Raw genomic sequence first — 24910 nt, 5'->3', positions numbered from 1 at the left:
TTCTCCGGCGCCGCGAGGGCCGCCGCGGCGGCGGTGGCGGTCGGCACGAGCGCCGCGCCGCCGATCCCCGAGAAGGTCCGGCCCGCGATGAACCAGCCGAGGTCCGGGGCCAGGGCGGCGACCGCGGTCCCGACGGCGAAGACCGCGAGTCCCGTCGCCATCAGCAGCGACCGGGGCACCCGCGGGAGCAGGATCGAGACGGCGGGCGCGGCGACCGCGACGACGAGCGAGTAGGTGGTGATCGAGACGCTGACGGCCGCGGACGAGGTGTTCAGCGAGGCGGCGATCTGCGGCAGGAGGCCGGCGATGACGAAGGCGTTCGTCCCCACGACGAAGAGGCCGAGGGCGAGGACCACGAGCGCCGGCGTGGTTCTGCGGTACGATTGTTCGATGATCGTCATACGATTAGCGTACGGCGATTGTTCGATGTTTGTCAAACAATTGGGTGCGCGATGACCGAATACCCCTCCCCGCCGATGGACGAGGTCGAGCTGGTGGACCTGCTCCGCGCCGTCGCCGACCCGGTGCGGCTGCAGATGGTGCGGGTGCTCGCCGACGGCGAGCCCCATCCCAAGACGCTCACCGAGTGGGGCGCCGACGTGCAGAAGTCGACGATGGCCCACCACTTCAAGACGCTGCGTGAGGCCGGCCTCACGAACACGATCGTGAACGGCCGCACGCACGACATCCAGCTCCGGCGCGCGGAGCTCGATCAGCGCTTCCCCGGGCTGATCGCAGCCCTGCTCAGCGACGCGGCCGGCTGACCCCGGGCGGCGCCGCCCGGTCGCTCAGCCCAGCGCCTCGTCGAGCTTCTGCTCCAGCTCGTCCAGGTCGAAGTAGTTCTGCACGACGATGACGTCGGCGTTGGTCGGCCCGATGCGGTCGACCAGCTCGGGTGACGTGAGGATGATCTGGGCGTCGCTCGACGCGGAGGCCACGCTCGCGACGTCCGCCGCGGTCACGTCCGCGTCGAGGCCGAGACGGTCGAGGACGCGCTCGGCGTTCACCTTCAGGATGCCGGAGGTGCCGATGCCGGCACCGCAGATCGCGACGATCTTCACAGAACCGTGCCCTTCACCTGGCCGCCTCCTCCTCGGTGAGCGTCAAGATGCGCTGCACCTCCGCGACGTCGGTCGCCGCCGCGAGCGCCGGGATCGAGTCGGGATCGTTGAAGACGTTGGCGAGCTCGGCGACGCTCGTGACGTGCGCCTCGGGCGTCGACACGGCGAGCCCGATCACGACGGACACCGGGTCGTTGTGCGGGTGCCCGAACACCACCGGGTCGTCGAGCGTGACGACCGACAGCCCGTCGTGGTTGACGTCGGGCCCCGGCCGGGCGTGCGCCAGTGCGAGGCCCGGCGCGATCACGATGTAGGCGCCGAACTCCTCGATCACCTGGACCATCCGCGCGCTGTACCCCGGCTCGGTCGCGCCGGAGCGCGCCAGGGCCGCCCCCGCGAGCTCGACCGCGTCGCGCCAGTCGGAGGCGTGAGCTCCGACGGTCACGGCGGAGTCGGGCAACAGTGGCAGCGGCATGGATCCAGCGTACGCGTTAGCGGGTCAGGAACCCTCGAAACCCGCTGTGATGATCTCGGCCAGTTCTTCACGCTGCTCGATCGGGAGGAACGCGCCTGCCGCGGCGTTGAGCTGGAAGATCTCGAGGTCCGTGAGGTCGTACGAGAACGCGTCCGCGAGGATGCTCAGCTCGCGGGTCAGCGTCGTGCCGCTCATCAGCCGGTTGTCGGTGTTGACCGTGACGCGGAAGCCGAGCTGGTACAGCAGGTCGAACGGGTGGTCGAGGATGTCGTCGCCCCACGCGGCGATCGCGCCGGTCTGCAGGTTGGAGGTCGGGCTGGTCTCCAGCGCGATCTCGCGGTCCTTGACCCACTGCGACAGGGTGCCGAGCGTCACGTAGGTGTTCTCGTCGTCCTGCCGCTCGATCGTGATGTCCTCCGCCAGGCGCACGCCGTGGCCCAGGCGTAGCGCCCGCCCGTCGAGGAGGGCGCCGCGGATGCTCTCCAGGCCGTCGGCCTCCCCCGCGTGCACGGTGGTCGGGAAGAACTCGGACGCCAGGTAGTCGAACGCGGCCTTGTGGTTGCCCGCCGGGAAGCCGGCCTCGGGCCCGGCGATGTCGAAGCCCACGGCGCCGCGGTCGCGGTGGCGCACGGCCAGCTCGGCGATCTCCAGACTGCGGTCGGTGTGCCGCATGGCGCTGACGAGCTGGCCCACGCGGATGCGGCCGCCGCCCGCGCGCACATCCTCGATGCCCTGCTCCAGGCCCTCCTGCACCGCCTCGACGGTCTCGTCGAGCGTGAGCCCCCGGGTGAGGTGCTGCTCCGGCGCCCAGCGGATCTCGCCGTACACGACGCCGTCCGCGCCGAGGTCCTGCACGAACTCGCGCGCGACGCGACTGAGGCCCTCGCGGGTCTGCATCACCGCTGTGGTGAGGTCGAAGGTCTTGAGGTATTCGACCAGCGAGCCCGAGTTGGACTTCTGGGCGAACCAGGCGCCGAGCGCCACCGGGTCGTCGGCCGGGAGCTGGAGGCCGATGCCGTCCGCGAGCTCCAGCACCGTCGCGGGCCGCAGCCCGCCGTCCAGGTGATCGTGCAGGGAGACCTTGGGCAGCGCCCGGATGTCGGTCCCGTCGGGGAGCGTGTAGGTGCCGTTCTCGTTCAAGCTCATGTCTTCCAATCTATCTAGCCGATGCGCTCGGCGACGAGGGGGCCCCGGGTGAACGGCGTGCCCAGCGGCGCGAGGCGGTACGCGCCCTCCAGCGCCTCCAGCGCGCGCTCGAAGCGGGCGGGCTCGTCGGCCGACAGCGTGAACAGCGGCTGGCCCGCGCGCACCTCGTCTCCTGGCTTGGCGTGGAGGTCGATGCCGGCGGCGTGCTGCACCGGGTCCTGCTTGCGGGCGCGCCCCGCACCGAGCCGCCAGGCGGCGATGCCGAACGGCAGCGCCTGCTGCTCGACCAGGACACCGTCCGACTCGGCGACGACGGTGTGCGTCTCGCGAGCGACAGGGAGCGCCGCGTCCGGGTCGCCGCCCTGCGCGCGGATGGTCTCGCGCCACTTGTCCATGGCGCGCCCGTCCGCGAGCGCGGCCTCCACGTCGGCGTCCGGCTGCCCGGCGAGGGTCAGCATCTCCCTGGCGAGGGCGATGGTCAGCTCCACGATGTCGGCGGGTCCGCCGCCGGCGAGCACCTCGACCGACTCGCGCACCTCGTTGGCGTTGCCGATGGCGAGGCCGAGCGGCACGTTCATGTCGGTGAGGAGGGCGGAGGTCGCGACGCCCGCGTCCCTGCCCAGCTCCACCATCGTGCGGGCGAGCTCGCGCGACTTGTCGATGTCCTTGAGGAAGGCGCCGGAGCCGAACTTGACGTCCAGCACCAGCGCGCCGGTGCCCTCCGCGATCTTCTTGGACATGATGGAGGACGCGATCAGCGGGATGGCCTCCACCGTCCCCGTGATGTCGCGCAGCGCGTAGAGCTTGCCGTCGGCGGGCGCGAGCCCCGAGCCCGCGGCGCAGATCACGCCACCCGGTCCGCGGAGCTGGGCGAGCATCTCCTCGTTGCTGAGGTTCGCACGCCAGCCCGGGATGCTCTCCAGCTTGTCCAGGGTCCCGCCGGTGTGGCCGAGGCCGCGGCCGGAGAGCTGCGGCACGGCGACGCCGAACGACGCGACGAGCGGCATCAGCGGCAGGGTGATCTTGTCCCCCACGCCGCCGGTGGAGTGCTTGTCGGCGGTCGGTTTGCCGAGGCCGGAGAAGTCCATCCGCTCGCCCGACGCGATCATGGCCAGGGTGAGGTCCCGGATCTCGCGACGCGTCATCCCGTTCAGGAAGATCGCCATCGTCATGGCCGACATCTGCTCGTCGGCGACGTAGCCGCGCGTGTACGCGTCCACCAGCCAGTCGATCTCCGCGGTGGTCAGCTCGCCACGGTCGCGCTTGGTCCTGATCAGGTCGACGGCGTCGAACGCCTCGACCGCTGCTGCGGTGCTCACGATGGAATAGCCCTCTTGATCGTTCGTCGTGCGGATGTCAGTCGGCGTCGGTGCCGTCGGCTTCGGCGGCGGAGCCTCCGACGCCGTGCTCCTCGGCGTACGCCGCGAGCTGGCGCGGCCCGAACGCGTCGGGCAGCACCTCGTCGATGGTGCGGATGCCGGAGACCGTCTCCAACAGCATCCCCTCAGCCGAGTGCTCATACAGCAGTTGGCGGCAGCGGCCGCACGGCATCAGCGTTTCGCCGTCGCCGTTCACGCAGGTGAACGCGACCAGCCGGCCACCGCCGGTCATCGCGAGCGACGACACCAGGCCGCACTCGGCGCACAGGGTGACGCCGTAGCTCGCGTTCTCGACGTTGCAGCCGCTGACGATCCGGCCGTCGTCGACGAGCGCGGCCGCACCCACCGGGAACTGCGAGTACGGCGCGTACGCGTGCGTCATGGCCTCCGTGGCCGCGACGCGGAGGGCCGCCCAGTCGATCGCCTGCCCGGTCATGACTTGATGTACGGCTTGCCGTCCGCCGCCGGGGCTCGGGACACCCCGACCAGCCCGGCGACCGCGAAGATCGTCACCACGTACGGCAGCATCAGCATGAACTCGCTCGGGACCGGCGAGCCGATGATGCCGAGCACGTTCTGCAGGTTCGTGGCGAAGCCGAAGAGCAGCGCCGCGAGCGTGGCGCGGATCGGGTCCCAGCGTCCGAAGATCACGGCCGCCAGAGCGATGAAGCCCTGGCCCGCTGTCATCTCCTTGGAGAACGCGCCGACCGAGCCGAGCGTGAAGTACGCGCCGCCGAGCCCGGCGACCGCACCCGCCAGCGAGACGTTCCAGAACCGCGTCCCGTTGACGTTGATGCCGACGGTGTCCGCCGCCTCCGGGTGCTCGCCGACCGAGCGGAGGCGCAGGCCCCAGCGGGTCTTGAACAGCCCGAACCAGACCAGGAAGATCGCGACGTACATCAGGTACTCGATGATCGTCTGGTCGAACAGCACCTTGCCGATGATGGGGATCTCGCTGAGGAACGGGATGGGCCAGTCCGGCAGCCGCGGCGGGTGGTTGAGCACCTGCGGGTCGTTCGCGAGCACCGCCGAGTAGAGGAAGCTCGTGACGCCGGTGACCAGCACGTTCAGCACGACACCGACGATCACCTGGTCGACCAGGTACTTGATCGAGAACGCGGCCAGCACGAACGAGACGAGCACGCCGGCGACCATCGCGGCGAGGAGGCCGACCAGCCAGCTCCCGGTGAGGGTCGCGGTCATGGCCGAGACGAAGGCGCCGGCGAGGAGCTGGCCCTCGATGGCGACGTTGACGACGCCGCCGCGCTCGGAGATGACGCCGCCGAGGGCGCCGAAAACGAGCGGGACGGACAGGCTGATCGTGCCGAGCAGCAGGCCTGTGACCGGCACCGGGAGCTGGCCGGAGCCCGCCCACGCGAGGAACGCGAACATGAACAGCAGCGCGTACACGATCACGAGCCAGATCGGCGTCTTGCGCACCTTCCAGGACAGCCAGGCGCTGTACGCGGTGATCAGGACGAGCAGGATCGTGACGACGGTCGTCGTCGTGAAGGTGTCGACCGTGAGGTTCGGCAGCTTGATGGCGTCGGTGCTCTCCGAGAACCGGAAGGTGCTGTCGCCGTGCCGGGGGAAGCCGAAGAACAGCACGATGCTGATGACGACGAAGACCGCGAGAGCGATCGGCGCCTTCCAGGACCGGACCTCGGCCTTCTCCAGGACGATCGGGGAGGAGTCGGGAATGACGGGGGCTGCGGTGCTCACTTGGCCGCCACCTCCTTCGTGACGATGGGACGCTGTCTCCGGGGCGCGCTCCCCGGCGTCGGCAGGCGGAAGATCGCCCGCACCAGCGGCGGCGCGGCGACGAAGAGCACGATCAGGGACTGCATGATGAGCACGATGTCGATCGGGATGCCGCCGGCCTGGATCGTGTAGCCGCCGGCCTTCAGCGCGCCGAACAGCAGGCCGGCGACGAACACGCCCCACGGCCGCGACCGGCCGAGCAGCGCGACGGTGATCGCGTCGAAGCCGATGCCCGCATCCACTCCCGAGCTGATCCCGGCCGGGAACACGCCGAGCGCCTGGCTCGCACCCGCGACGCCGACGAGGGCGCCGGCGAGGAGCATCGCGTAGACGTAGATGTTCTTGACGTTGATGCCCGCGACACGTGCGGCGTTGGGGTTCTCGCCGACCGCGCGGAAGCGGAAGCCGAGGCTCGACCGGTTGATCAGCCACCAGACGAACACCGTCGCGCCGATGACGATGACGAACGCCCAGGTCAGGTTGTACTGCACGCCGAGCAGCGGCGGGAGCACCGCGTTTCCGTGGATCGGGGGCGCCTTCGGGTTGTTCGAGCCCGGCGCCTGCAGCAGCCCCTTCGTGCGCAGCATGTAGGAGATGAGGTAGAAGGCGATGTAGTTGAGCATGATCGTAACGATCACCTCGTGCGCGCCCGTCCGCGCCTTCAGGAGGCCGACGATGCCCGCCCAGACCGCGGCGCCAGCGATGCCGGCGAGGATGGCGACGATCAGGTGGATGACCGGCGGCAGGTCGAACGAGAAGCCGACCCAGGCGGCGGCAGCTGCGCCGATGAGCAGCTGCCCCTGACCGCCGATGTTGAACAGGCCGACGCGGAACGCCAGGGCGACACCGAGGCCGGCGACGATCAGCGGGGTCGCGAACGTCAGCGTCTCGGTCAGCGGGCGGATGCCGGCGGCGAAGGTCGGCCGGCCGAAGTTGTAGATGGCGCCCTGGAACATCGACGTGTACGCGCTGGACACGGAGGTCCAGATGGCGGAGAACGTGTCACCGGGCCGGGCGAAGAAGTATCCAGACGCCTTCTGGACGCCGGGATCGGTCAGCGCGATCAGGATGCCGCCGACGATCAGCGCGAGCACCACGGCCAGGACGGAGATGACCACCGGGCCGCCCATGATGTCACGGACCGCCTTGTTCCAGCGGTCGTCGTTCTCGGGCTTCGCCGTCGGCTGTCCCGGCTGCGGAGGCTGGGCCGGCGCCACGGGCTGGCTGGGCGTTGGGGTCCCGGTCATGCTGCTGCTCCTGCCTGCTCCGGCGACTCGCCGGCCATCATCAGGCCGAGGACGTCGCGCGACGTGTTCCCCGGCACGATTCCTACGATCCCCCCGCGGTACATCACGGCGATGCGGTCGGCGAGCGCCGCCACCTCGTCGAGCTCGGTCGACACGACGATCACGGGCACGCCCGCGTCGCGGGTGGCGACGATGCGCTTGTGCACGAACTCGATCGACCCGACGTCGAGGCCGCGGGTCGGCTGCGCGGCGACGAACAGCCGGAGGTCGCGGCTCAGCTCCCGGGCGAGCACGACCTTCTGCGCGTTGCCGCCGGAGAGCCGGGCGACCTTCTGGTCGATCGACTGCGTGCGCACGTCGAACTCGGACACCTTCTCCTCGGCGAACTGCTTCAGGTAGGAGAACTGGATGCTGCCGCCCTTGACGAACGGCGCCCCGGTCGAGCGGTCGAGCATCAGGTTCTCCTGGATGCTGAACTCGCCGACCAGGCCGTCCTCGTTGCGGTCCTCCGGCACGAAGCCGACGCCGGCGTCGAGCACCCGGCGCGGGCTGTGGCCCTGGATCGGCGTGCCGTCGAGGAGGATCTCGCCCTCCACACGCGGCTGCAGGCCGAGGATCGCCTCGGTCAGCTCGGTCTGGCCGTTGCCCTGCACGCCGGCGATCGCGAGGATCTCGCCCGCACGCACCTCGAAGCTCACGCGGTTGACCACGAGCTGCCCGATCTGGTCGATGACCGAGAGGTCCTTGACCACGAGCGCCGCATCGCCGGGCTGGGCCGGCTCCTTCTCGACCGTGAGCGAGACGGCGCGGCCGACCATCATGGAGGCCATCTCGGCGTTCGTCGCGGTGGGCTCGGTCTCGCCGACCACCTTGCCGAGGCGGATGACCGTGATCCGGTCCGCGACCTCGCGCACCTCGCGCAGCTTGTGGGTGATGAAGACGATGGCGGTGCCCTGCTCCTTGAGCTGGCGCATGATGCCCATCAGCTCGTCGGTCTCCTGCGGGGTGAGCACGGCGGTCGGCTCGTCGAAGACCAGCACCTTGGCGTTCTGCGAGAGCGCCTTGATGATCTCCACGCGCTGCTGCACGCCCACCGGGAGGTCCTCAACCAGGGCGTCGGGGTCGACGTGGAAGCCGAACCTGGCCGAGATCTCGCGCACCTTCGCGCGAGCCGCGTTGAGGTCGAGGCGGCCGCCGATCTTGGTCTGCTCGTGGCCGAGCATGACGTTCTCGGCCACCGTGAAGACGGGGATGAGCATGAAGTGCTGGTGGACCATGCCGATGCCGGCCTTCATGGCGTCGCCCGGGCCTGCGAAGTGCTGGACGACGTCGTCGAGCAGGATCTCGCCCTCGTCGGCCTGGTAGAGGCCGTAGAGGACGTTCATCAGGGTGGACTTGCCTGCACCGTTCTCGCCGAGCAGACAGTGGATCTCGCCGGGTTCGACGGTCAGATCGATGTGGTCGTTCGCGACCAGGGCACCGAACCGTTTGGTGATGCCGCGAAGTTCGAGCTTCATTCGGGTGGGTTCCTTCTCTACTCGCCCGGTGTGAGCACAGCGCCTCGTGAGGTCATGGCACGCGAATATCGCGGGTGGCCTCGATGCGCATCCTCACCCTACCTTTCTGCGCATATGTCAGTGTGTGCTCAAACGAGCATCCGCGACAAGGTGCGGGCGAGACTGCGGGTGAACGTGCGACGGGGAGGCCAGCGTGCGCTGACCTCCCCGTCGAGTGTGCGTCGCGCCGGTTACTGCTTCGGCGACGACGGCGAGGTGACCTTGATCGAGCCGTCGATGATGCCGGCCTTGATCTTGTCGAGCTCGCCCTGCAGGCCCGAGTCCACCTTCGACTCGAAGTCGTGGAACGGAGCGATGCCGACGCCGTCGTTCTTCAGCGTGCCGACGTACGGCGTGCTGTCGAACTTGCCCTTCGCGGCCTGGGTGACCACGTCGTTGGTGGCGGGCTTCATGCCCTTCATGACCGAGGTGAGGAGCAGGTCCTTCACGGTCGGGTCGGACTGGAACACGTCTGCGTCGACACCGATCATCGCGATCGGCTTGCCCGAGTCGCGGATGGCCTGCGCGGCCGACTGGTAGATCGGGCCGCCGACCGGCATGATGACGTCCGCGTTCTGGTCGATGACGCCCTGAGCGGTGTTCTTGGCGGTCTCGTTGGCGTCGAAGCCACCGGTGAAGGAGCCGTTCTGCTTGTCGACGTCCCAGCCGACGACCTTGACAGACTTGCCCTTCTGCTCGTTGTAGTACTTCACGCCGTCCGCGTAGCCATCCATGAAGATGGTGACGGTCGGGATCTGCATGCCGCCGAAGGTGCCGACGATGCCGGTCTTCGAGTAGCTCGCCGCGGCGTAGCCGGCCAGGAAGGCGGCCTGCGCGGTGTCGAAGATGATCGGCTTGACGTTCTTCGCGGTGATCGAGCTGTCGTCGATGATGGCGAAGTCGACGTCGGGGTTCGCCGCGGCAGCCTTCTTGGTGGCGTCGGCGAGCAGGAAGCCGACGGTCACGACGAGGTTGCAGTTGGCGTCGACCATGCTCTGGATGTTCGGAGCGAAGTCGTTCTCGCTCTTCGACTCGGCCTTGTTGTACTTGACGCCGAGCGTGCCCGCCGCCTGCTGAAGGCCCTCGTAGCCGAGCTGGTTGAACGAGTGGTCGTCGAAACCACCCGAGTCGGAGACCATGCAGGGCAGGAATTTGCTGTTCGCGGCGCCGGTCGTCGAAGTCGACGACGGGGCAGCCGAGCACGCGGCGAGCAGCGCGACGACGCCGGTCACCGCAAGACCGACGAGGCCGGCCTTACGAGCTGTGATTGTCAAGGTTGTCCCTCCAAGATGCAGGCCGCCTCTGGTGCGGGACGGCCACTGTATGCAATGCACGTTACCGAATGTGACGAACGGCTCTGATCGAAAATCCGGCTTCTTCATGCAAGCGTTACAAACGCGCGCCTGGTTGGCGACTGCTCATTTGAGCAGCCGCCTATCGGCACGGATCCGGGCGTGCCTCTTAAGGGGTGAGACCCTGCCCTACATCCACCCGCGCTTCTTGAACACCACGTACAGCAGCGTGCTCAGCCCTACCATCGCGAGCACCGCGAGCGGGTAGCCCAGCGGCCAGGCCAGCTCCGGCATGTTGTGGAAGTTCATCCCGTAGATGCCGGCGATCAGCGTCGGCGCGAACAGGATTGCCGCCCACGAGGAGATCTTCTTGACCTCTTCTCCCTGGCGGTGCGTGGAGTGCGCGAGCCGGGTCATCTCCTCGTTCTGGCGTTCGGAGACCAGGGTCGAGTTCACCGTGAGGATGTCGCGCAGGAGGTAGCGGAAGCCGTCCACGCGCTCGTTCACCTGGGTGAGGTGGTCGGCCACGTCGCGCAGGCGCCGTTCCAGCTCCTCCGTCACGCCGTACTTCGCCGAGCCGCGCTCCAGCGCGACCATCACCGAGGACAGCGGATGGGTCGCTCGCTGGAAGTCGATGACCTCCCGCGACAGCTCGTAGATGCGCCGGGAGACCAGGGCGTCCCCGCCGAACACCTGCGTCTCGATCTCGTCGATGTCGTTGGCGAGACCGGCGACGACCGGGCTGTAGGCGTCGACGACCGTGTCGATGATGGCGTAGAGGATGGCCTGCGGTCCGAGCGCGAGCAGTTCGCGCTCGCGTTCCATCCGGTGCCGGACCGTCGACAGGTCGGGCGACTCGCTGTGGCGGACCGTGATGACGAAGTTCGGGCCGACGAACAGGTGCAGCTCGCCGAAGTCGACCTCTTCCGGCACGTCCAGGTAGTTGGCCGCCTTCAGCACCACGAACAGCACCGAGTCGTACCGTTCCAGCTTGGGCCGCTGGTGGGCGACGATCGCGTCCTCGATCGCGAGCGGGTGGAGGCTGAACTCCTCCGCCAGCGACATCAGCTCCTGCTCGGTGGGCCGGTACAGGCCGATCCACGCCACGCCGCCCGGGGTGTCGTCGAGCGCGCGGTAGGTCTCGGCCAGGGAGCGGGGCGACGCCACACGCACACCGTCGGCGTAGATCGCGCTGTCCACCATGCTCGAGCGGGCGGCGCGTTCCGGCTCGGTCAGGACGGCCGCAGGCGAACTGGGAGGGTCGACCCGCCGGGCTCGGGACACGAAGGGCATCGGGATGCCGCGTCGGTTCAGGTTCGCCATGGTTCACCTCCTGGTGCGTGCGGACACGTGAGAGGGCCGTGCTCGCCCGGTTTCCCGGGCCACAGCGCCACCTAACTGTACGCGCGCAGCCTGCCCGGGCGCTGAACCCCGCCGCCGCGGACGTCGGTGCAGGCGTCCAGGATGACTTGCTCGTAGTGGCCGACGAGCTCGGCGCAGAGCACATCCCAGCCGCGGCCGAGCACCCGGCGGCGGCCGGCCTCCCCCATCCGGAGGCGCAGCGGGGCGTCGTCGGTGAGCATCGAGACGGCGGCTCGCAGCCCGCGGTCGTCCGCCGGCGGGAAGAGGAGGCCGTCGACGCCGTGCTCGACGAGGTCGATCGGTCCGCCGGCGCGCGGCGCGACCACCGGCAGTCCCGAGGCGTGCGCCTCCTGCACGGTCTGCCCGAAGGTCTCCTCCGAGCCGGTGTGCACGAACACGTCGAACGCCGCGTAGGCCGCGGCGAGGTCCGCTCCCCCGAGCCGGCCCAGCCACGTGGTCGGCACGCCGTGGAGCTGCCGCTCGACGGCCTCCCGCGCCGGCCCGTCGCCGACGACGGCGACCGCGACACCCGGCAGCCCGCGCAGCACGCGCAGCCGCTCGACCTGCTTCTCCGGCGCGATGCGGCCGACATAGCCGACGACGACCTCGCCGTCCGGGGAGAGCCGCTCCCGGAGAGCCACGGCGCCCGCGGTCCGGCGGTTGTTCGGGTGATATCGCTCCAGGTCGACCCCGCGACCCCAGCGGGCCAGCCGCCGCACGCCGGCCTCCCGGAGGTCGTACTCGCTGGCCGACGACGGCACGAGCGTGACATCGGCGCCCTCGTGCACCCAGCGCACGTACTTCCACGCGATGGCGGCGGTCATCCCGAGCCCGTTGCGGCGCGCGAACCCGGCGACGTCGGTCTGGTACACGGCGACGGAGGGCACGCCGACCCGATTCGCGGCGGCGATGGCCTGCGCACCCAGGAAGAAGGGGGAGGCCGCGTGCAGCACGTCCGGCTCGAACCGGGCGAGGATGCGCTGCACCTGCGGGCTCGGCAGCCCGACCGGGAACTGGCGGTACGCGATGGAGGGCACCTGGTGGACGCGGAACCCCGCGTACTCGGCGGGCGCACCGGCCTCCGGGCAGATCACGATGGCCTCGTGCCCCTGGGCGGCCAGATGATCGAGCACCCGGAGGACGCTGGTGGTCACCCCGTTCACTGTGGGGAGGAAGCTCTCGCTGACGACGGCGACCCGCATGACCACAGTGTCGCGGCCGGGAATGTCCCGGCTGTGAACGGAAGGTGTCCAGAACCGCTCGCTATCCTTTCGGCATGACTTCTCCAGGCGCGCTCGACCGGTTCTACAGCATCATCCCGGCGGGCGGGATCGGCTCGCGGCTGTGGCCGCTGTCGCGGGCGGACGCGCCGAAGTTCCTGCACGACCTGACCGGGTCGGGTCAGACGCTGCTGCGGAACACCTGGGACCGGCTGGCGCCGATCTCCGGCGAGCAGCGGATCATGGTCGTCACCGGCCGCGCCCACCGGGCCGCCGTGGAGGCGCAGCTGCCCGCGCTGGCCGACGCCAATGTGGTCCTGGAGTCGGAGCCGCGCGACTCGACGGCCGCGATCGGGCTGGCCGCCGCCATCCTGCAGCGCCGCGAGCCCGGTGTGATCGTCGGGTCGTTCGCCGCCGACCACGTCATCCGCAACCATCGGCTGTTCGCCTCCACCGTGAAGGAGGCAGTCGCCGCCGCCGACGCGGGCTACATCACGACCATCGGGATCAAGCCGACCGAGCCGGCGGTCGGGTTCGGCTACATCCACTGCGGCGGCGAGCTGACCGTGACCGGCGCGCCGAGCGCACTCGCCGTGCGGTCGTTCGTCGAGAAGCCCGACCTGAAGACGGCCGAGAGCTACCTCGCCAGCGGCTCCTACCTCTGGAACGCCGGCATGTTCATCGCCCGCGCCGACCTGCTGCTGGAGGAGATCGGCCGCTCCAAGCCCGAACTGCTGGCCGGTCTGCTCGACCTCGCCGCGGCGTGGGACGACCCGGCCACCCGCGGCCCCGCCGTCGACCGGATCTGGCCGAACCTCGAGAAGATCGCGATCGACTACTCGGTCGCCGAGCCCGCAGCGGCCGCCGGGCGGCTCGCGGTCATCCCCGGCTACTTCGACTGGGACGACGTGGGCGACTTCGCCTCGCTGTCCAAGCTGAACTCGGGAGGCCGCACGACCGACCTGGCGATCCTCGGCGAGAACGCGCGCGTGCTCGCCGACGCCTCCAGCGGCATCGTCGTCAGCCAGACCAAGCGCGTCATCAGCCTGATCGGCGTGAAGGACATCGTCATCGTCGACACGCCCGACGCCCTGCTGGTCACGACGACCGACAACGCCCAGCGGGTGAAGTCGGTGGTGGATGCGCTGAAGGTCACCGGCTCGACCGACGTGCTCTGACGCCGGCGCCGCTTCGCGGATTTATCTCGACGTCGAGATAACCAAGGACACCCTAAGCAGCACTGAGCGGCCCCGCGGCATAGACTTGCCACGCGCTTCGTGCGCGTACTTTCAGCGATCGCAACCAGGGAGGGTTGTTCGTGCCAGAGCAAGCGGCAGGGACCCTGCAACCGACGAAGTCGAGGCCGGGCGGCACGCTGTACCGCGGCCGTGAGGGCATGTGGTCGTGGGTGCTTCACCGCATCACCGGCGTCGCCATCTTCTTCTTCCTTCTCGTCCACATCCTCGACACCTCGCTCATCCGGGTCAGCCCGGAGGCGTACAACGCGGTGATCGGCACCTACAAGAACCCGATCATGGGATTCGGTGAAATGGCGCTCGTCGCGGCGATCATCTTCCACGCCTTCAACGGCATCCGGATCATCCTGATCGACTTCTGGAGCAAGGGCGTCAAGTACCAGAAGGTCATGTTCTGGATCGTCATCGCGCTCTGGGTGATCCTCATGGCCGGGTTCGTCCCGACGCAGCTCATCCACATCTTCTCGGAGGTGAACTGACGTGACGACCATCGAGGCTCCGCGCACGCCGGCCCGTCCGGCCCGCAAGGGCGTCAACTGGGAGAAGTGGGGCTGGATCTACATGCGGGCCTCCGGCCTCGTGCTGGTGATCCTCATCTTCGGCCACCTGCTGATCAACCTCGTCCTCGGCGACGGCGTCAAGCAGATCGACTTCGCGTTCGTCGCGGGCAAGTACGCCACCCCGTTCTGGCAGGTCTGGGACCTGCTCATGCTGTGGCTCGCGCTCATCCACGGCGGCAACGGCATGCGCACCCTGATCAACGACTACGCGCACAACGTCACGGTCAACCGCATCCTCAAGTGGGCGGTTCTCGCGGCGGTCGTCGTGCTGATCGTGCTCGGCACGCTCGTGATCTTCACCTTCGACCCGTGCCCGGCGGGAGCCCACGCGGCCGACCTGCCTTCGTTCTGCCCGGCCAAGTGACTGATTGACGGAAAACAACAGCTGTGACAACTGAAACCACCGAATCCACCGTCATCGACGGCGTCCACTACCACGAGTTCGACATCGTCATCGTCGGCGCCGGCGGCGCGGGCATGCGCGCGGCCATCGAAGCCGGCCCGCACGCGAAGACCGCGGTGATCTCGAAGCTCTACCCCACCCGCTCCCACACCGGCGCGGCGCAGGGCGGCATGGCCGCAGCGCTCGCCAACGTGGAAGAGGACAGCTGGGAGTGGCACACCTTCGACACCGTCAAGGGCGGCGACTACCTGGTCGACCAGGACGCGGCGGAGATCCTCGCCAAGGAGGCCATCGACGCGGTCATCGACCTCGAGAACATGGGCCTGCCGTTCAACCGCACGCCCGAAGGCAAGATCGACCAGCGCCGCTTCGGCGGGCACACCCGCGACCACGGCAAGGCGCCGGTCCGCCGGGCCTGCTACGCGGCGGACCGCACCGGCCACATGATCCTGCAGACGCTGTTCCAGAACTGCGTCAAGCTCGGCATCAACTTCTTCAACGAGTTCTACGTCCTCGACGTGATCATGAACGAGGTGGACGGCGTCGACCAGCCCGCCGGTGTCGTCGCGTACGAGCTGGCGACCGGCGAGCTGCACGTCTTCCACTCGAAGGCGATCGTCTTCGCGACCGGCGGCTTCGGCAAGATCTACAAGACGACCTCCAACGCCCACACCCTCACCGGTGACGGCGTCGGCATCATCTGGCGCAAGAAGCTCCCGCTGGAGGACATGGAGTTCTTCCAGTTCCACCCGACCGGTCTGGCCGGCCTCGGCATCCTCCTTACCGAGGGCGCCCGCGGCGAGGGCGCGATCCTCCGCAACGCCTCGGGCGAGCGGTTCATGGAGCGCTACGCCCCGACCATCAAGGACCTCGCACCGCGCGACATCGTCGCGCGCTGCATGGTGCAGGAGGTCGCGGAGGGCCGCGGCGCCGGCCCGCACAAAGACTACGTCCTCCTCGACTGCACCCACCTGGGCGCGGAGGTGCTGGAGACCAAGCTCCCCGACATCACCGAGTTCGCCCGCACCTACCTCGGCGTCGACCCGGTTGTGGAGCCCGTGCCGGTCATGCCGACCGCGCACTACGCGATGGGCGGCATCCCGACCAACAACAACGCCGAGGTGCTGCGCGACAACACCACCGTCGTCCCCGGCCTTTACGCCGCCGGCGAGTGCGCGTGCGTGTCGGTGCACGGCTCCAACCGCCTCGGCACCAACTCGCTGCTCGACATCAACGTCTTCGGCAAGCGCGCGGGCAACAACGCGGTCGAGTACGTCAAGACCGCGACGGCCGTCCCGCTGCCGGCGGACCCGGCCAAGGCCGTCCGCGACATGATCGACGGGCTCCGCAGCGGCACAGGCACCGAGCGCATCGCCGCCATCCGCAAGGAGCTGCAGGACGAGATGGACCGGAACGCCCAGGTGTTCCGCACCGACGAGTCGCTCGAGAAGGTCACCGGCACCATCCACCGTCTGCGCGAGCGCTACAAGAACATCGTGGTGCAGGACAAGGGCAAGCGCTTCAACACGGACCTCCTGGAGGCCGTCGAGCTGGGCTTCCTGCTCGACCTGGCCGAGGTCGTCGTGTTCTCGGCCCGCAACCGCAAGGAGTCGCGCGGCGGCCACATGCGCGACGACTACCCCAAGCGCGACGACGAGAACTACATGCAGCACACGATGGCCTACCTCACCGGCGACCCGCACTCCGCCGACGCGGCAGACCACATCACGCTCGATTGGAAGCCGGTCGTCGTGACCCGCTACCAGCCGATGGAGAGGAAGTACTGATGTCCAGCGCCGTGCTCGAGACTCCCCCGGCCCCCGAGGCCCCGATCCAGTCGTTCACCGTGACGCTCATCATCCGCCGGTTCGACCCGGACGTGGACACCGAGCCGCGCTGGCAGGACTTCGATGTCGAGCTCTTCCCGACCGACCGTATCCTGGACGCCCTCCACAAGATCAAGTGGGAGCAGGACGGCTCGCTCACGTTCCGCCGCTCGTGCGCGCACGGCATCTGCGGTTCGGACGCGATGCGCATCAACGGCCGCAACCGGCTCGCCTGCAAGACGCTGATCAAGGACCTGGACATCTCCAAGCCGATCTACGTCGAGGCGATCAAGGGCCTGCCGCTGGAGAAGGACCTCATCGTCGACATGGAGCCGTTCTTCGCGAGCTACCGCGAGGTGCAGCCGTTCCTGGTCGCCAACTCGAAGCCGGAGAAGGGCAAGGAGCGCGTCCAGTCGGTCGCCGACCGCGCCCGCTTCGACGACACCACGAAGTGCATCCTCTGCGCCGCGTGCACGTCGTCCTGCCCGGTGTTCTGGACCGACGGCCAGTACTTCGGCCCCGCCGCGATCGTCAACGCGCACCGCTTCATCTTCGACTCGCGTGACGACAACTCGCAGGTGCGACTCGACATCCTCAACGACAAGGAGGGCGTCTGGCGCTGCCGGACGACCTTCAACTGCACCGACGCCTGCCCGCGCGGCATCCAGGTGACCCAGGCCATCGCCGAGGTCAAGCAGGCCATCATGCGCGGCAAGGTCTGAGCTTCCGCTCTCACGACGAAGGCGCCCCCGGTCTCCCGGGGGCGCCTTCGTCGTTCTCCGCCTACTGCTCGAAGTTCTTCACCCACGAGATCGGGAACCCGAAGTCGCTGGGGTGCGAGGAGCTCCAGAGCATGATGTAGGTCAAGGAACGCGGCACCGGCGCCGTCACGATCACGGAGAAGGTGTCGGGCCCCGTCATCGTCGGCTCCCCGAGGATCTGCCAGGCCGCATTCGCGGACTGTGCTGTGAGCCTGAAGCCCGCCGGCAGCGGCGTGCCGCCCGGAACGATCTTTCCGGTGATCGCGACCGGCCCGCTCGTCGGAGCGGTGAAGAGTTGCTGATCGAACTCGAGCTGCGGCTTCCCGATCGGGACATCGCTGGCGGTGACCGCCAGAGCCGCCCGGCCGGGCGTGTACGTGGGGTGGCTCGAGCTCGACACCGTGAGGGTTCCCGTGCTGCCGGCCGCCGAAACGGCGCTGATGACCAGCTCGTACGTGCTTCCCGTCACGAGGGGCTGGATGAGCACCTCGAAACCGTTGGAGCAGGTCGCCACCAGCACGATGTCCTCGGGGAGCGTTCCGCCCTGCGGGGCCTGCAGTGTTCCCCGGACGGAGACGGCGCCGCCCTCCATGACGTCATAGGACGGCTTGCCGACCAGGATCACGCCGGCGGGCGCGCCCACGGTCAACGCTGCTGTACCCGGTGTGTAGGCACCGTGACTCCAACTCGAGACCGTCAGGGTCGCCGTTGTCGCACCCGCGCCCGCCTTGACGGTCAGGGTGAAGGTGTTGCCCGTGACGACCGGCGACTCGACCACGGTGAATCCGGTCCCGCCGGAGAAACTCGCATCGAGCTGGATGCCCGCGGGCACGGAGTCCCCCGGCGCGGGGACCAGCGTCCCCGTGATCTTGAGGGTGCCGCCCTCCGGCACCTCGTAAGCTTCGTCGAGCACGATCATCGCGACCTGGGAAGGTGACGTCGCGTGCGCAGGCGACGCCGCAGCGAAGGCGATCGCGGGGGCCGCCCACGCGGCCGTCTTGGCGACCGTGCGCCGGGTGATCAGGGGAGTTCTTTCGTCGCTCGAGTCGTTCATGTGATTCTCCTTTCAGCGGACTAAAATACTTTACCTGAATCTTAGACGCTAACCTGAGAATCCGCCCGGACGAGCGCCACCGCACCGAAGGCGCCCTGAGTTGTCAGGGCGCCTTCAGCCGATGAGCACGATCAGGGGTAGCGATAGTCGATGACGAAGCCGATCTTCGTCGCACGACCGTTGTCCCGTCGGGTCACCGTCGTCACGATTTCGACCCTGCCGACAGAACCCTTCGGGAGCCCGGCCGGCAGGAACGCGTAGACGGCGTTGTTGGCCGTCGCGGCGCCCGACGAATCGCGGTTCGGCCAGAAGGTGACCACGGGATCGGCCGACCCGGTGAGTGTTCCGGGACCGGTGATGGTCGATCTGCCGAGCCCCATGCCGATGCCGCGACTCGCTTCCTGTGCCACGCCGTTGACACTCAGGCTGACCACTGCGGCCTCGGTGCGGAGATCGAGACCCGGGAAGTTGCCGGGGAAGGCTCCCGTCCACTCGGGCTGCTGGAACGGGGCGGTCTTGAAGTTGTCCGTGAATGTCGAGTTGTTCTGCAACGAGACTCGCAGGTCGAGCCACCGACTGCCGAGCATCGCCGAAGACACGGTGAGGGGTGTGGCCGCCGCCGGCCGGAACCAGCGCACGGCTTTGTCCCGTCCCGCGGTCGCCTCGGTGCTTGCGACCCAGGTGTTCGCGATCGGAAGCATCCCGTACCCGGCCTCGACGAAGCCCGGGGAATTCACCGTGAGCTGCGTCGTCGCCGCGGAGTACAGCGGGTATTTCGTGCTGTAGACCGAGACACCGCCGGCCGCGGCGGTCAACGACGCGTCTTTGACCTTCATCGTGAACGTGTCGCCGGTCAGCTGCGGCGGCTGCGTCAGCGTGTAGCCGACGCCGAGGACATCGGCCACGAGATCGATGTCGTCCGGGACCGGCATTCCGTCCGCGGACATGACAACTCCGGAGAGCTCGACTTCGCCGCCGCGGGCCAGGACGTAGAGCGGGTAGTCGAACGCGATGTCACCGCTTCCCGCCTGCACGTCCGCAAGGCTCAGCGTCGCGAACGCCTCCGCGTACTCGGGGTAGTTCCAGGACCAGACGCTCAGCTTCGACTCGGTCGCGCCCGGCTTCGCCGTGACCTTCAGACTGAACGTGTCGCCCGTCACGACGAGGGAGTGCGCGTTGAATCCGGAGCCACCGCTCACGGGCGACATGAGCCCGATACCGGTCGGGACCGAATCACCTTCTGCGGGGACGAGCATTCCCGTGATCGTCACGGAGCCGTTGGGCGACACCTCATACGCGTCCGGGTCGAGCACGATCATCGCACCTGCGGTGGATGTGGCATACGCCGGGGAGGCAGCGGCGAGAGCGATCGCGGGGGCCGCCCACGCGGCCGTCTTGGCGACGGTGCGCCGGGTGAGCAGCGCCGAGCCGGGTCCAGGATCGGGTGTGTCATTCATAGAGGGGGGGCCTTTCATTGAACAGCTAACATGTTTCACACCAATGTTAGCAGAGCGGGAAGGGTTCGAAGATTCCGAGCTCCCGCGACCGACAGCAGTGCCGGTGGGGCGAACGTCTCGGGCACGGGCGGCAGAGTCGATATCCTTGCCGCGTGGCCAGGAAGTCGCGACGCGGGGAGGGCACGGTGACGGCGCAGCCCGATCCGGCACTGCAGCGCGCCGAGGGCACGGTCGAGCCGCAGGAGAAGCTGAAGGAGCGCATCCTCGACGCCACCGAGCCGCTGAAGGAGCGACTGGAGAAGCCGGTCGCGCGGGTCTCGCGGTGGGCGAAATGGGTGCAGGCGCTCCGCCCCTACCGCGTCTACATCAACTTCTCGCACTCCGACGGGAACCTGAGGGCTGCCGGGATGGGCTTCCAGTCGCTCTTCGCCGTGTTCGCGGCGGTCTGGCTCGGCTTCTCCGCCGCCGGCGTGTGGCTCACCGGCAATCCAGACATCTACAACTCCCTGGTCACCATCATCAACCGGGCCATCCCCGGGCTCATCTCGACCGACACGACGACCGGCGTCATCAACTCGGAACAGCTCCAGTCGGCGACCGCCTTCGGCTGGTCGGGCATCGTGGCCGCGATCGGCCTGCTCTGGACGGCGATCGGCTGGCTCTACTACACGCGCCAGGCGGTGCGCGCGGTCTTCGGCCTCAGCCGCGACACGACCAACTACGTGCTGCAGAAGATCCGCGACCTCTTCCTGGCGCTCGGGTTCGGGGTGGTGCTGGTGTTCTCCGCGCTGATCTCGATCGTCAGCACGCAGGCGCTGACCTTCTTCTTCCAGCTGATCGGCCTCAGCTCCGACACCGCATGGTCGGATGCGCTCACGCGCTTCTCGGGCCTGGTCATCTCGGTGATCCTGAACATCTTCACCCTGGGCGCGATGTTCCGCGTGATGGCGAGGGTCGCCATCCCCTGGCGCAACCTGTTCTTCGGCGTCCTGCTCGGCTCGTGCGTGCTCGCCGGGCTGAGCGCCCTGGGCGGCCTGCTGCTGACGGGCGCCTCGAAGAATCCGCTCCTGGCCACCTTCGCGGTGTTCGTCGGTCTGCTGGTCTGGTTCAACCTGGTCTCGCGCGTCATCCTGCTGTCGGCCTCCTGGATCGCGGTCGGGATGTTCGACCGCGGGATCTCGCCGCGGATGATCACGCCGGAGCAGGCCGCCGCCGAGCGCGCCGCCGCCGAGTACGAGGCGCGGGTGCTGGTCGCCAAGGCCGAGCTCGAGACCGCGAGGGACGAACTGGCGCAGTCGCGGTTCCTCGCCCGGCTCGGCGCCCAGCGCAGGGTCGAGCGGGCCGAGCACCGGCTCAACGACCTCCTGGACGACAGCGGCGTCGGCGCACGGCACTAGCGCACCGACGCCGCTGTCGAGGGAATGTCCCGGGCTGCTAGGCGGGCAGGAAGTACGTCGAGTACTGCGACTGGGCGATCTGCTTCACCGGGCCGATGTTCGGGACGCGGAGCGGCGTCTTGATGTTCCCTTTCACGCCCGTTCCCGTCTCGTAGTTGCCGTTGTAGCCCCAGCCGTAGACGCTTCCATCGGTCAGGAGCGCGTGGCCGGTCTCAAGCCCCCAGGAGAGCGTGTCCACGTTCGTCAGGCCGGGATCGATCGGAGACCGGGGATCCGTGGTCGACGAGTTGCCGAGGTTGTAGTAGCCGGCGTTGCCCCACAGCCGGCAGGTGCCGTCGGCGAGGACGACGCCGACATTCCAGTAGTTGGCGTAGACACGCTTCGCGCCGGCGAGCGAGGTGACCTGAGTCGGGACATAGCGGCTCGTGACCGTGCCGTCGCCGATCTGCCCTTCACCGTTGTGCCCCCAGGACCAGACAGTGCCGTCGTCGAGGACGGCCGACGCGCCGTTCTTCCGGCCCGCGACGTCGGCCACGATGCGATCGGCCGGAAATCCCGTCACCCGCGTCGGAGTGGTGGCGCGGTGGACGGTGGTGATGCCGTCCGCGAGGCTGCCGTAGGCGCCGTAGCCCCAGTTCCAGAGGGTCCCGTCTTCGAGGAGGGCGTGCATGTTGTAATGACCGCCGGCCAGTTTCTTCACCGGGCCGAGATTCGGGATGCGGACCGGAGTCTCCCGGTACGTGCCGTTGGTCGTCCCGTCCGCGAACTGACCCTCCAGGTTGTAGCCCCAGCCCCAGACCTCACCGCTGCTCGTCAGCGCGAACATCGCGTAGTAGGTGCCTTCGAGCTGCACGATGTCCTTCGGCATGCTCGTGAACGGCACGGGGGTCGGCTGCGTCTTGCGCCTCGCCTGGGTGTGGTAGTAGTCGGAGCCCCAGCTCCACACGGTCCCGGCCGCGTCGAGTGCGAATCCCGCACGGTAGAGCCCGGCGCCGAGCAGCGTGACACTCGCCGCAGTCGCCGGCATCGCGACGGCGGCGGGAACCGGGTTGTTGGAGTTGCTGCCCGTGCCGAGCGCGGACGTGCCCTTGTAGCCGGCGGAGAAGGGCACGATCGTGGTCGCGTACCCGAAGATCCCGATGAAGGCCTCGGCGGTCGCCGTCTCCGTGACGCCGTCGCGCGTCACCAGAGCCTGCGCCGTGACGCGGAGCACACCGGCGACCTCCCCGGCATGGATGACCTCGGGAGTGGCCAGCCCCGTCGCCGTCGAATCGACCGTCGTCGCGGCGGGGCCGTCGAGACGCCCGAACGCCGCGATGACGTGGGCGCCATCCTCAGCGTCGTCGCCTTCGCTCTCCGATCCTTCGGTGTGGTCGACCGCCGCGATCGTGAACGTGACGTCGGCGTTCGCCACGGGTCCGCCGGCGTCCCACACCTTCGCCTCGACGAAGGGGGTGGTGAACCGGCCGCCCGAAGTCGTGGTGTAGAAGGGCTGGGTGAACTCGACCGTCAGGGTGGAGACGGGGAGGGAAGTGGCGAAAGCAGGGGAAGCGAGCGACGCCACCACAGCGGGCGTCGCCCACGCGGCGCCCTTGACGATCGTGCGACGAGAGGGGGTGGCTCGGGAGTTCTGGGGTTCGGTCATGGGGATCACCTTCGATTCGTGGGGAGTGTCGCGCCACCAAGTGCTTTGGCGCCCTAGTAACGTATCAGTTCTTACATATTAATCAAACCATTGAAGATTCGACGTCCTTGCTCCGTCGCACTGTCGGCGCGCCCCGCTAGGCTTGACGCATGCCCTCGAAACCCCTGCGCATCGCGACGGTGAACGTCAACGGCGTCCGAGCCGCCTTCCGCAAGGGCATGGGCGCCTGGCTCGACAGCCGGGAGGTCGACATCCTCGCGCTGCAAGAGGTGCGGGCCTCCTCCGAAGACCTTCAGGGACTCCTCGGCGATGAGTGGGACATCGTGCACGACCCGGCGACCGCCAAGGGGCGCGCGGGGGTCGCGATCGCCAGTAGGCATCCGCGCGCGGAGATCCACCGCGTCGAGCTCGGCGCGCCCGACTTCGACAGCGCCGGGCGCTGGCTGGAGGCCGACTACGAGGTCGGCTCGACCGTGATCACGGTCGTGAGCGCCTACGTGCACTCCGGCGAGGCCGGCACCGAGAAGCAGGACGCCAAGTACGCCTTCCTCGACGCGATGGAGGCCCGCCTCCCGAAGCTCGTGAAGCACAGCGAGTACGCGGTCGTCATGGGCGACCTCAACGTCGGCCACCGCACGCTCGACATCCGCAACTGGAAGGGCAACGTCAAGAAGGCGGGCTTCCTCCCGGAGGAGCGCGCCTACTTCGACCGCATCCTGGGCGCGGAGGGCGACGAGCGCTACAACGACGGCGCGGGCCTCGGCTGGGTCGACGTCGGCCGCAAGGCGGCGGGCGAGGTCGACGGCCCGTACACCTGGTGGTCGTGGCGCGGGCAGGCCTTCGACAACGACACCGGCTGGCGCATCGACTACCAGCTCGCCTCCCCCGCTCTGGCGGCGACGGTGAAGAACTACGCGGTGGACCGTGCGGCCGCCTACGACGAGCGATGGTCGGACCACAGTCCTGTGGTCGTCGACTACGCCATCTAGCATCCGCACCGTTTCCTCTACTTCGAAAGCAGTGACATGAGCACACTCCCCCGCCTCTACTCCGGCATGCAGCCGTCGGCGGACTCCCTCCACCTCGGCAATTACGTCGGCGCCCTCCTGCAGTGGAAGGAGCTGCAGAGCAACCACGACGCGTTCTTCTCCGTCGTCGACCTCCACGCGATCACCGTCGCGCAGGACCCGGCCGAGCTCCGCGAGAAGACCCGCCGCACGGCCGCGCAGTACATCGCCGCCGGCATCGACCCGTCGGCCTCGACGCTGTACGTGCAGTCGCACGTGCCGGCCCACGCGCAGCTCGCCTGGCTGCTGAACACGATCACCGGGTTCGGGGAGGCCTCCCGGATGACCCAGTTCAAGGACAAGTCGGCCAAGCAGGGCACGGACGCGACCTCGGTCGGGCTGTTCGCCTACCCGGTGCTGATGGCCGCCGACATCCTGCTGTTCGACGCCGAGGTGGTGCCGGTCGGCGACGACCAGCGCCAGCACGTGGAGCTGACCCGCGACCTCGCGGAGCGGTTCAACAGCCGGTTCGGTGAGACGTTCGTCGTTCCGCAGGCGATGATCCTCAAGGACGGCGCGCGCATCTATGACCTCCAGAACCCGGAGTCGAAGATGTCGAAGTCCGCGGAGTCGGGCGCCGGCATCGTGTGGATGCTCGACGAGCCGGACGTGACCCGCAAGAAGATCATGCGCGCGGTGACCGACACCGACGGCGTCGTGTCATTCGACCGTGCGGGCAAGCCGGGCATCTCCAACCTCCTGACGATCTACTCGGCGCTCACCGGCCGGGCCGTCGCGGACATCGAGCTGGAGTACGACGGCAAGGGCTACGGCGACTTCAAGAAGGGGCTCGTGGAGGTCGTCGTGGAGACGTTCGGCCCGATCCGCGAACGCGCACTCGACCTGCTCTCCGACCCGGCCGAGCTCGACCGCATCCTCGCGGGCAACGCGCAGCGCGCAAGCGAGGTCGCCGAGCGCACGCTGGCCAAGGCCTTCAACGCGATCGGCCTGCTGCGACGGGCGCTCTGATGCGACGGGCGCACTG

Annotated in this window: 24 protein-coding genes; 9 read left to right on the top strand and 15 right to left on the bottom strand. The window is 68.7% G+C overall.

Annotated elements, in window-relative coordinates; translation table 11 throughout:
- Nucleotides 1-401 (bottom strand): MFS transporter (locus tag AC3A3H_RS08770; protein WP_487614173.1); only part of this gene is annotated, 401 nt, incomplete at its 3' end.
- A gap of 51 nt (nt 402-452) precedes the next feature.
- On the opposite strand from AC3A3H_RS08770, the gene AC3A3H_RS08765 reads away from it, so the two are divergent.
- Nucleotides 453-764 carry an ArsR/SmtB family transcription factor gene (locus tag AC3A3H_RS08765; protein ID WP_487614172.1) on the top strand — a complete coding sequence of 104 codons (312 nt, stop codon included), beginning with the start codon at nt 453-455 and terminating at the stop codon, nt 762-764.
- 24 nt (nt 765-788) lie between these two features.
- Here AC3A3H_RS08765 and AC3A3H_RS08760 read toward each other — a convergent pair whose 3' ends face one another.
- The 11 genes from AC3A3H_RS08760 to AC3A3H_RS08710 all read right to left on the bottom strand — a co-directional run bounded on the left by AC3A3H_RS08760 (nt 789) and on the right by AC3A3H_RS08710 (nt 12481).
- Nucleotides 789-1061: a PTS sugar transporter subunit IIB gene (locus tag AC3A3H_RS08760; RefSeq protein ID WP_382463607.1), complete on the bottom strand. Its 273-nt coding sequence runs from the start codon at nt 1059-1061 to the stop codon at nt 789-791.
- 13 nt (nt 1062-1074) lie between these two features.
- Entirely contained in the window at nt 1075-1536 is a 462-nt protein-coding gene (locus AC3A3H_RS08755) for a PTS sugar transporter subunit IIA (protein WP_487614171.1), read from the bottom strand.
- A gap of 24 nt (nt 1537-1560) precedes the next feature.
- Nucleotides 1561-2682, bottom strand: a complete 1122-nt coding sequence (locus AC3A3H_RS08750; protein WP_487614170.1) for an adenosine deaminase — start codon at nt 2680-2682, stop codon at nt 1561-1563.
- Between the two features lie 14 nt (nt 2683-2696).
- Entirely contained in the window at nt 2697-4001 is a 1305-nt protein-coding gene (locus AC3A3H_RS08745; RefSeq protein WP_487614169.1) for a thymidine phosphorylase, read from the bottom strand.
- Between the two features lie 37 nt (nt 4002-4038).
- Nucleotides 4039-4497, bottom strand: coding sequence for a cytidine deaminase (locus AC3A3H_RS08740; RefSeq protein WP_487614168.1), 459 nt, complete (start codon nt 4495-4497; stop codon nt 4039-4041).
- Nucleotides 4494-5783: an ABC transporter permease gene (locus AC3A3H_RS08735; RefSeq protein ID WP_487614167.1), complete on the bottom strand. Its 1290-nt coding sequence runs from the start codon at nt 5781-5783 to the stop codon at nt 4494-4496. The genes AC3A3H_RS08740 and AC3A3H_RS08735 overlap by 4 nt, the downstream gene beginning before the upstream one ends.
- Nucleotides 5780-7069 carry an ABC transporter permease gene (locus tag AC3A3H_RS08730; protein ID WP_487614166.1) on the bottom strand — a complete coding sequence of 430 codons (1290 nt, stop codon included), beginning with the start codon at nt 7067-7069 and terminating at the stop codon, nt 5780-5782. Before AC3A3H_RS08730 ends, AC3A3H_RS08735 begins: the two co-directional genes overlap by 4 nt.
- Nucleotides 7066-8586 carry an ABC transporter ATP-binding protein gene (locus AC3A3H_RS08725; protein WP_487614165.1) on the bottom strand — a complete coding sequence of 507 codons (1521 nt, stop codon included), beginning with the start codon at nt 8584-8586 and terminating at the stop codon, nt 7066-7068. The genes AC3A3H_RS08730 and AC3A3H_RS08725 overlap by 4 nt, the downstream gene beginning before the upstream one ends.
- A 230-nt stretch (nt 8587-8816) precedes the next feature.
- Entirely contained in the window at nt 8817-9899 is a 1083-nt protein-coding gene (locus tag AC3A3H_RS08720) for a BMP family lipoprotein (RefSeq protein ID WP_487614164.1), read from the bottom strand.
- A 207-nt stretch (nt 9900-10106) separates the two neighbouring features.
- On the bottom strand, nt 10107-11240 hold the full coding sequence (locus tag AC3A3H_RS08715) for a magnesium and cobalt transport protein CorA (protein WP_487614163.1): 1134 nt from the start codon (nt 11238-11240) through the stop codon (nt 10107-10109).
- 71 nt (nt 11241-11311) lie between these two features.
- Nucleotides 11312-12481 (bottom strand): glycosyltransferase family 4 protein, encoded by a 1170-nt coding sequence (locus AC3A3H_RS08710; protein WP_487614162.1) that lies wholly within the window; start codon nt 12479-12481, stop codon nt 11312-11314.
- A gap of 74 nt (nt 12482-12555) precedes the next feature.
- Between AC3A3H_RS08710 and AC3A3H_RS08705 the strand changes: the two genes are divergently transcribed.
- From AC3A3H_RS08705 to AC3A3H_RS08685, 5 genes are all read left to right on the top strand, one after another.
- A complete protein-coding gene (locus AC3A3H_RS08705) occupies nt 12556-13677 on the top strand; it encodes a mannose-1-phosphate guanylyltransferase (RefSeq protein ID WP_487614161.1) in 1122 nt (373 codons plus the stop codon).
- A 140-nt stretch (nt 13678-13817) separates the two neighbouring features.
- The gene (gene sdhC / locus AC3A3H_RS08700; RefSeq protein WP_487614160.1) at nt 13818-14234 is read left to right on the top strand and encodes a succinate dehydrogenase, cytochrome b556 subunit; all 417 of its coding nucleotides are present in this window, start codon (nt 13818-13820) and stop codon (nt 14232-14234) included.
- A 1-nt stretch (nt 14235) separates the two neighbouring features.
- Nucleotides 14236-14679, top strand: a complete 444-nt coding sequence (locus tag AC3A3H_RS08695; protein WP_487614159.1) for a succinate dehydrogenase hydrophobic membrane anchor subunit — start codon at nt 14236-14238, stop codon at nt 14677-14679.
- Between the two features lie 23 nt (nt 14680-14702).
- A complete protein-coding gene (gene sdhA, locus AC3A3H_RS08690; protein ID WP_487614158.1) occupies nt 14703-16505 on the top strand; it encodes a succinate dehydrogenase flavoprotein subunit in 1803 nt (600 codons plus the stop codon).
- Complete coding sequence (locus tag AC3A3H_RS08685) at nt 16505-17266, top strand: succinate dehydrogenase iron-sulfur subunit (protein WP_487614157.1); 762 nt, start codon at nt 16505-16507, stop codon at nt 17264-17266. The genes sdhA and AC3A3H_RS08685 overlap by 1 nt, the downstream gene beginning before the upstream one ends.
- A gap of 61 nt (nt 17267-17327) precedes the next feature.
- On the opposite strand, the gene AC3A3H_RS08680 is transcribed toward AC3A3H_RS08685, so the two are convergent.
- Together AC3A3H_RS08680 and AC3A3H_RS08675 are read right to left on the bottom strand one after the other, a co-directional pair.
- The gene (locus AC3A3H_RS08680; protein WP_487614156.1) at nt 17328-18359 is read right to left on the bottom strand and encodes a hypothetical protein; all 1032 of its coding nucleotides are present in this window, start codon (nt 18357-18359) and stop codon (nt 17328-17330) included.
- A gap of 131 nt (nt 18360-18490) precedes the next feature.
- A complete protein-coding gene (locus AC3A3H_RS08675) occupies nt 18491-19816 on the bottom strand; it encodes a hypothetical protein (protein WP_487614155.1) in 1326 nt (441 codons plus the stop codon).
- A 152-nt stretch (nt 19817-19968) separates the two neighbouring features.
- On the opposite strand from AC3A3H_RS08675, the gene AC3A3H_RS08670 reads away from it, so the two are divergent.
- Nucleotides 19969-21213 carry a YihY/virulence factor BrkB family protein gene (locus tag AC3A3H_RS08670; protein ID WP_487614154.1) on the top strand — a complete coding sequence of 415 codons (1245 nt, stop codon included), beginning with the start codon at nt 19969-19971 and terminating at the stop codon, nt 21211-21213.
- Nucleotides 21214-21250: 37 nt separating this feature from the next.
- On the opposite strand, the gene AC3A3H_RS08665 is transcribed toward AC3A3H_RS08670, so the two are convergent.
- The gene (locus AC3A3H_RS08665) at nt 21251-22858 is read right to left on the bottom strand and encodes an RCC1 domain-containing protein (protein WP_487614153.1); all 1608 of its coding nucleotides are present in this window, start codon (nt 22856-22858) and stop codon (nt 21251-21253) included.
- Nucleotides 22859-23007: 149 nt separating this feature from the next.
- Between AC3A3H_RS08665 and AC3A3H_RS08660 the strand changes: the two genes are divergently transcribed.
- Together AC3A3H_RS08660 and trpS are read left to right on the top strand one after the other, a co-directional pair.
- Nucleotides 23008-23847 carry an exodeoxyribonuclease III gene (locus AC3A3H_RS08660; protein WP_487614152.1) on the top strand — a complete coding sequence of 280 codons (840 nt, stop codon included), beginning with the start codon at nt 23008-23010 and terminating at the stop codon, nt 23845-23847.
- A 36-nt stretch (nt 23848-23883) separates the two neighbouring features.
- Nucleotides 23884-24894 carry a tryptophan--tRNA ligase gene (gene trpS, locus AC3A3H_RS08655; protein ID WP_487614151.1) on the top strand — a complete coding sequence of 337 codons (1011 nt, stop codon included), beginning with the start codon at nt 23884-23886 and terminating at the stop codon, nt 24892-24894.
- Nucleotides 24895-24910: the final 16 nt, after the last annotated feature.

It is taken from the genome of Leifsonia sp. Soil_N53 (assembly GCF_057655165.1).
Note: the sequence above shows the minus strand (reverse complement) of the source record. Positions and strands in the feature narration are given on the sequence as shown.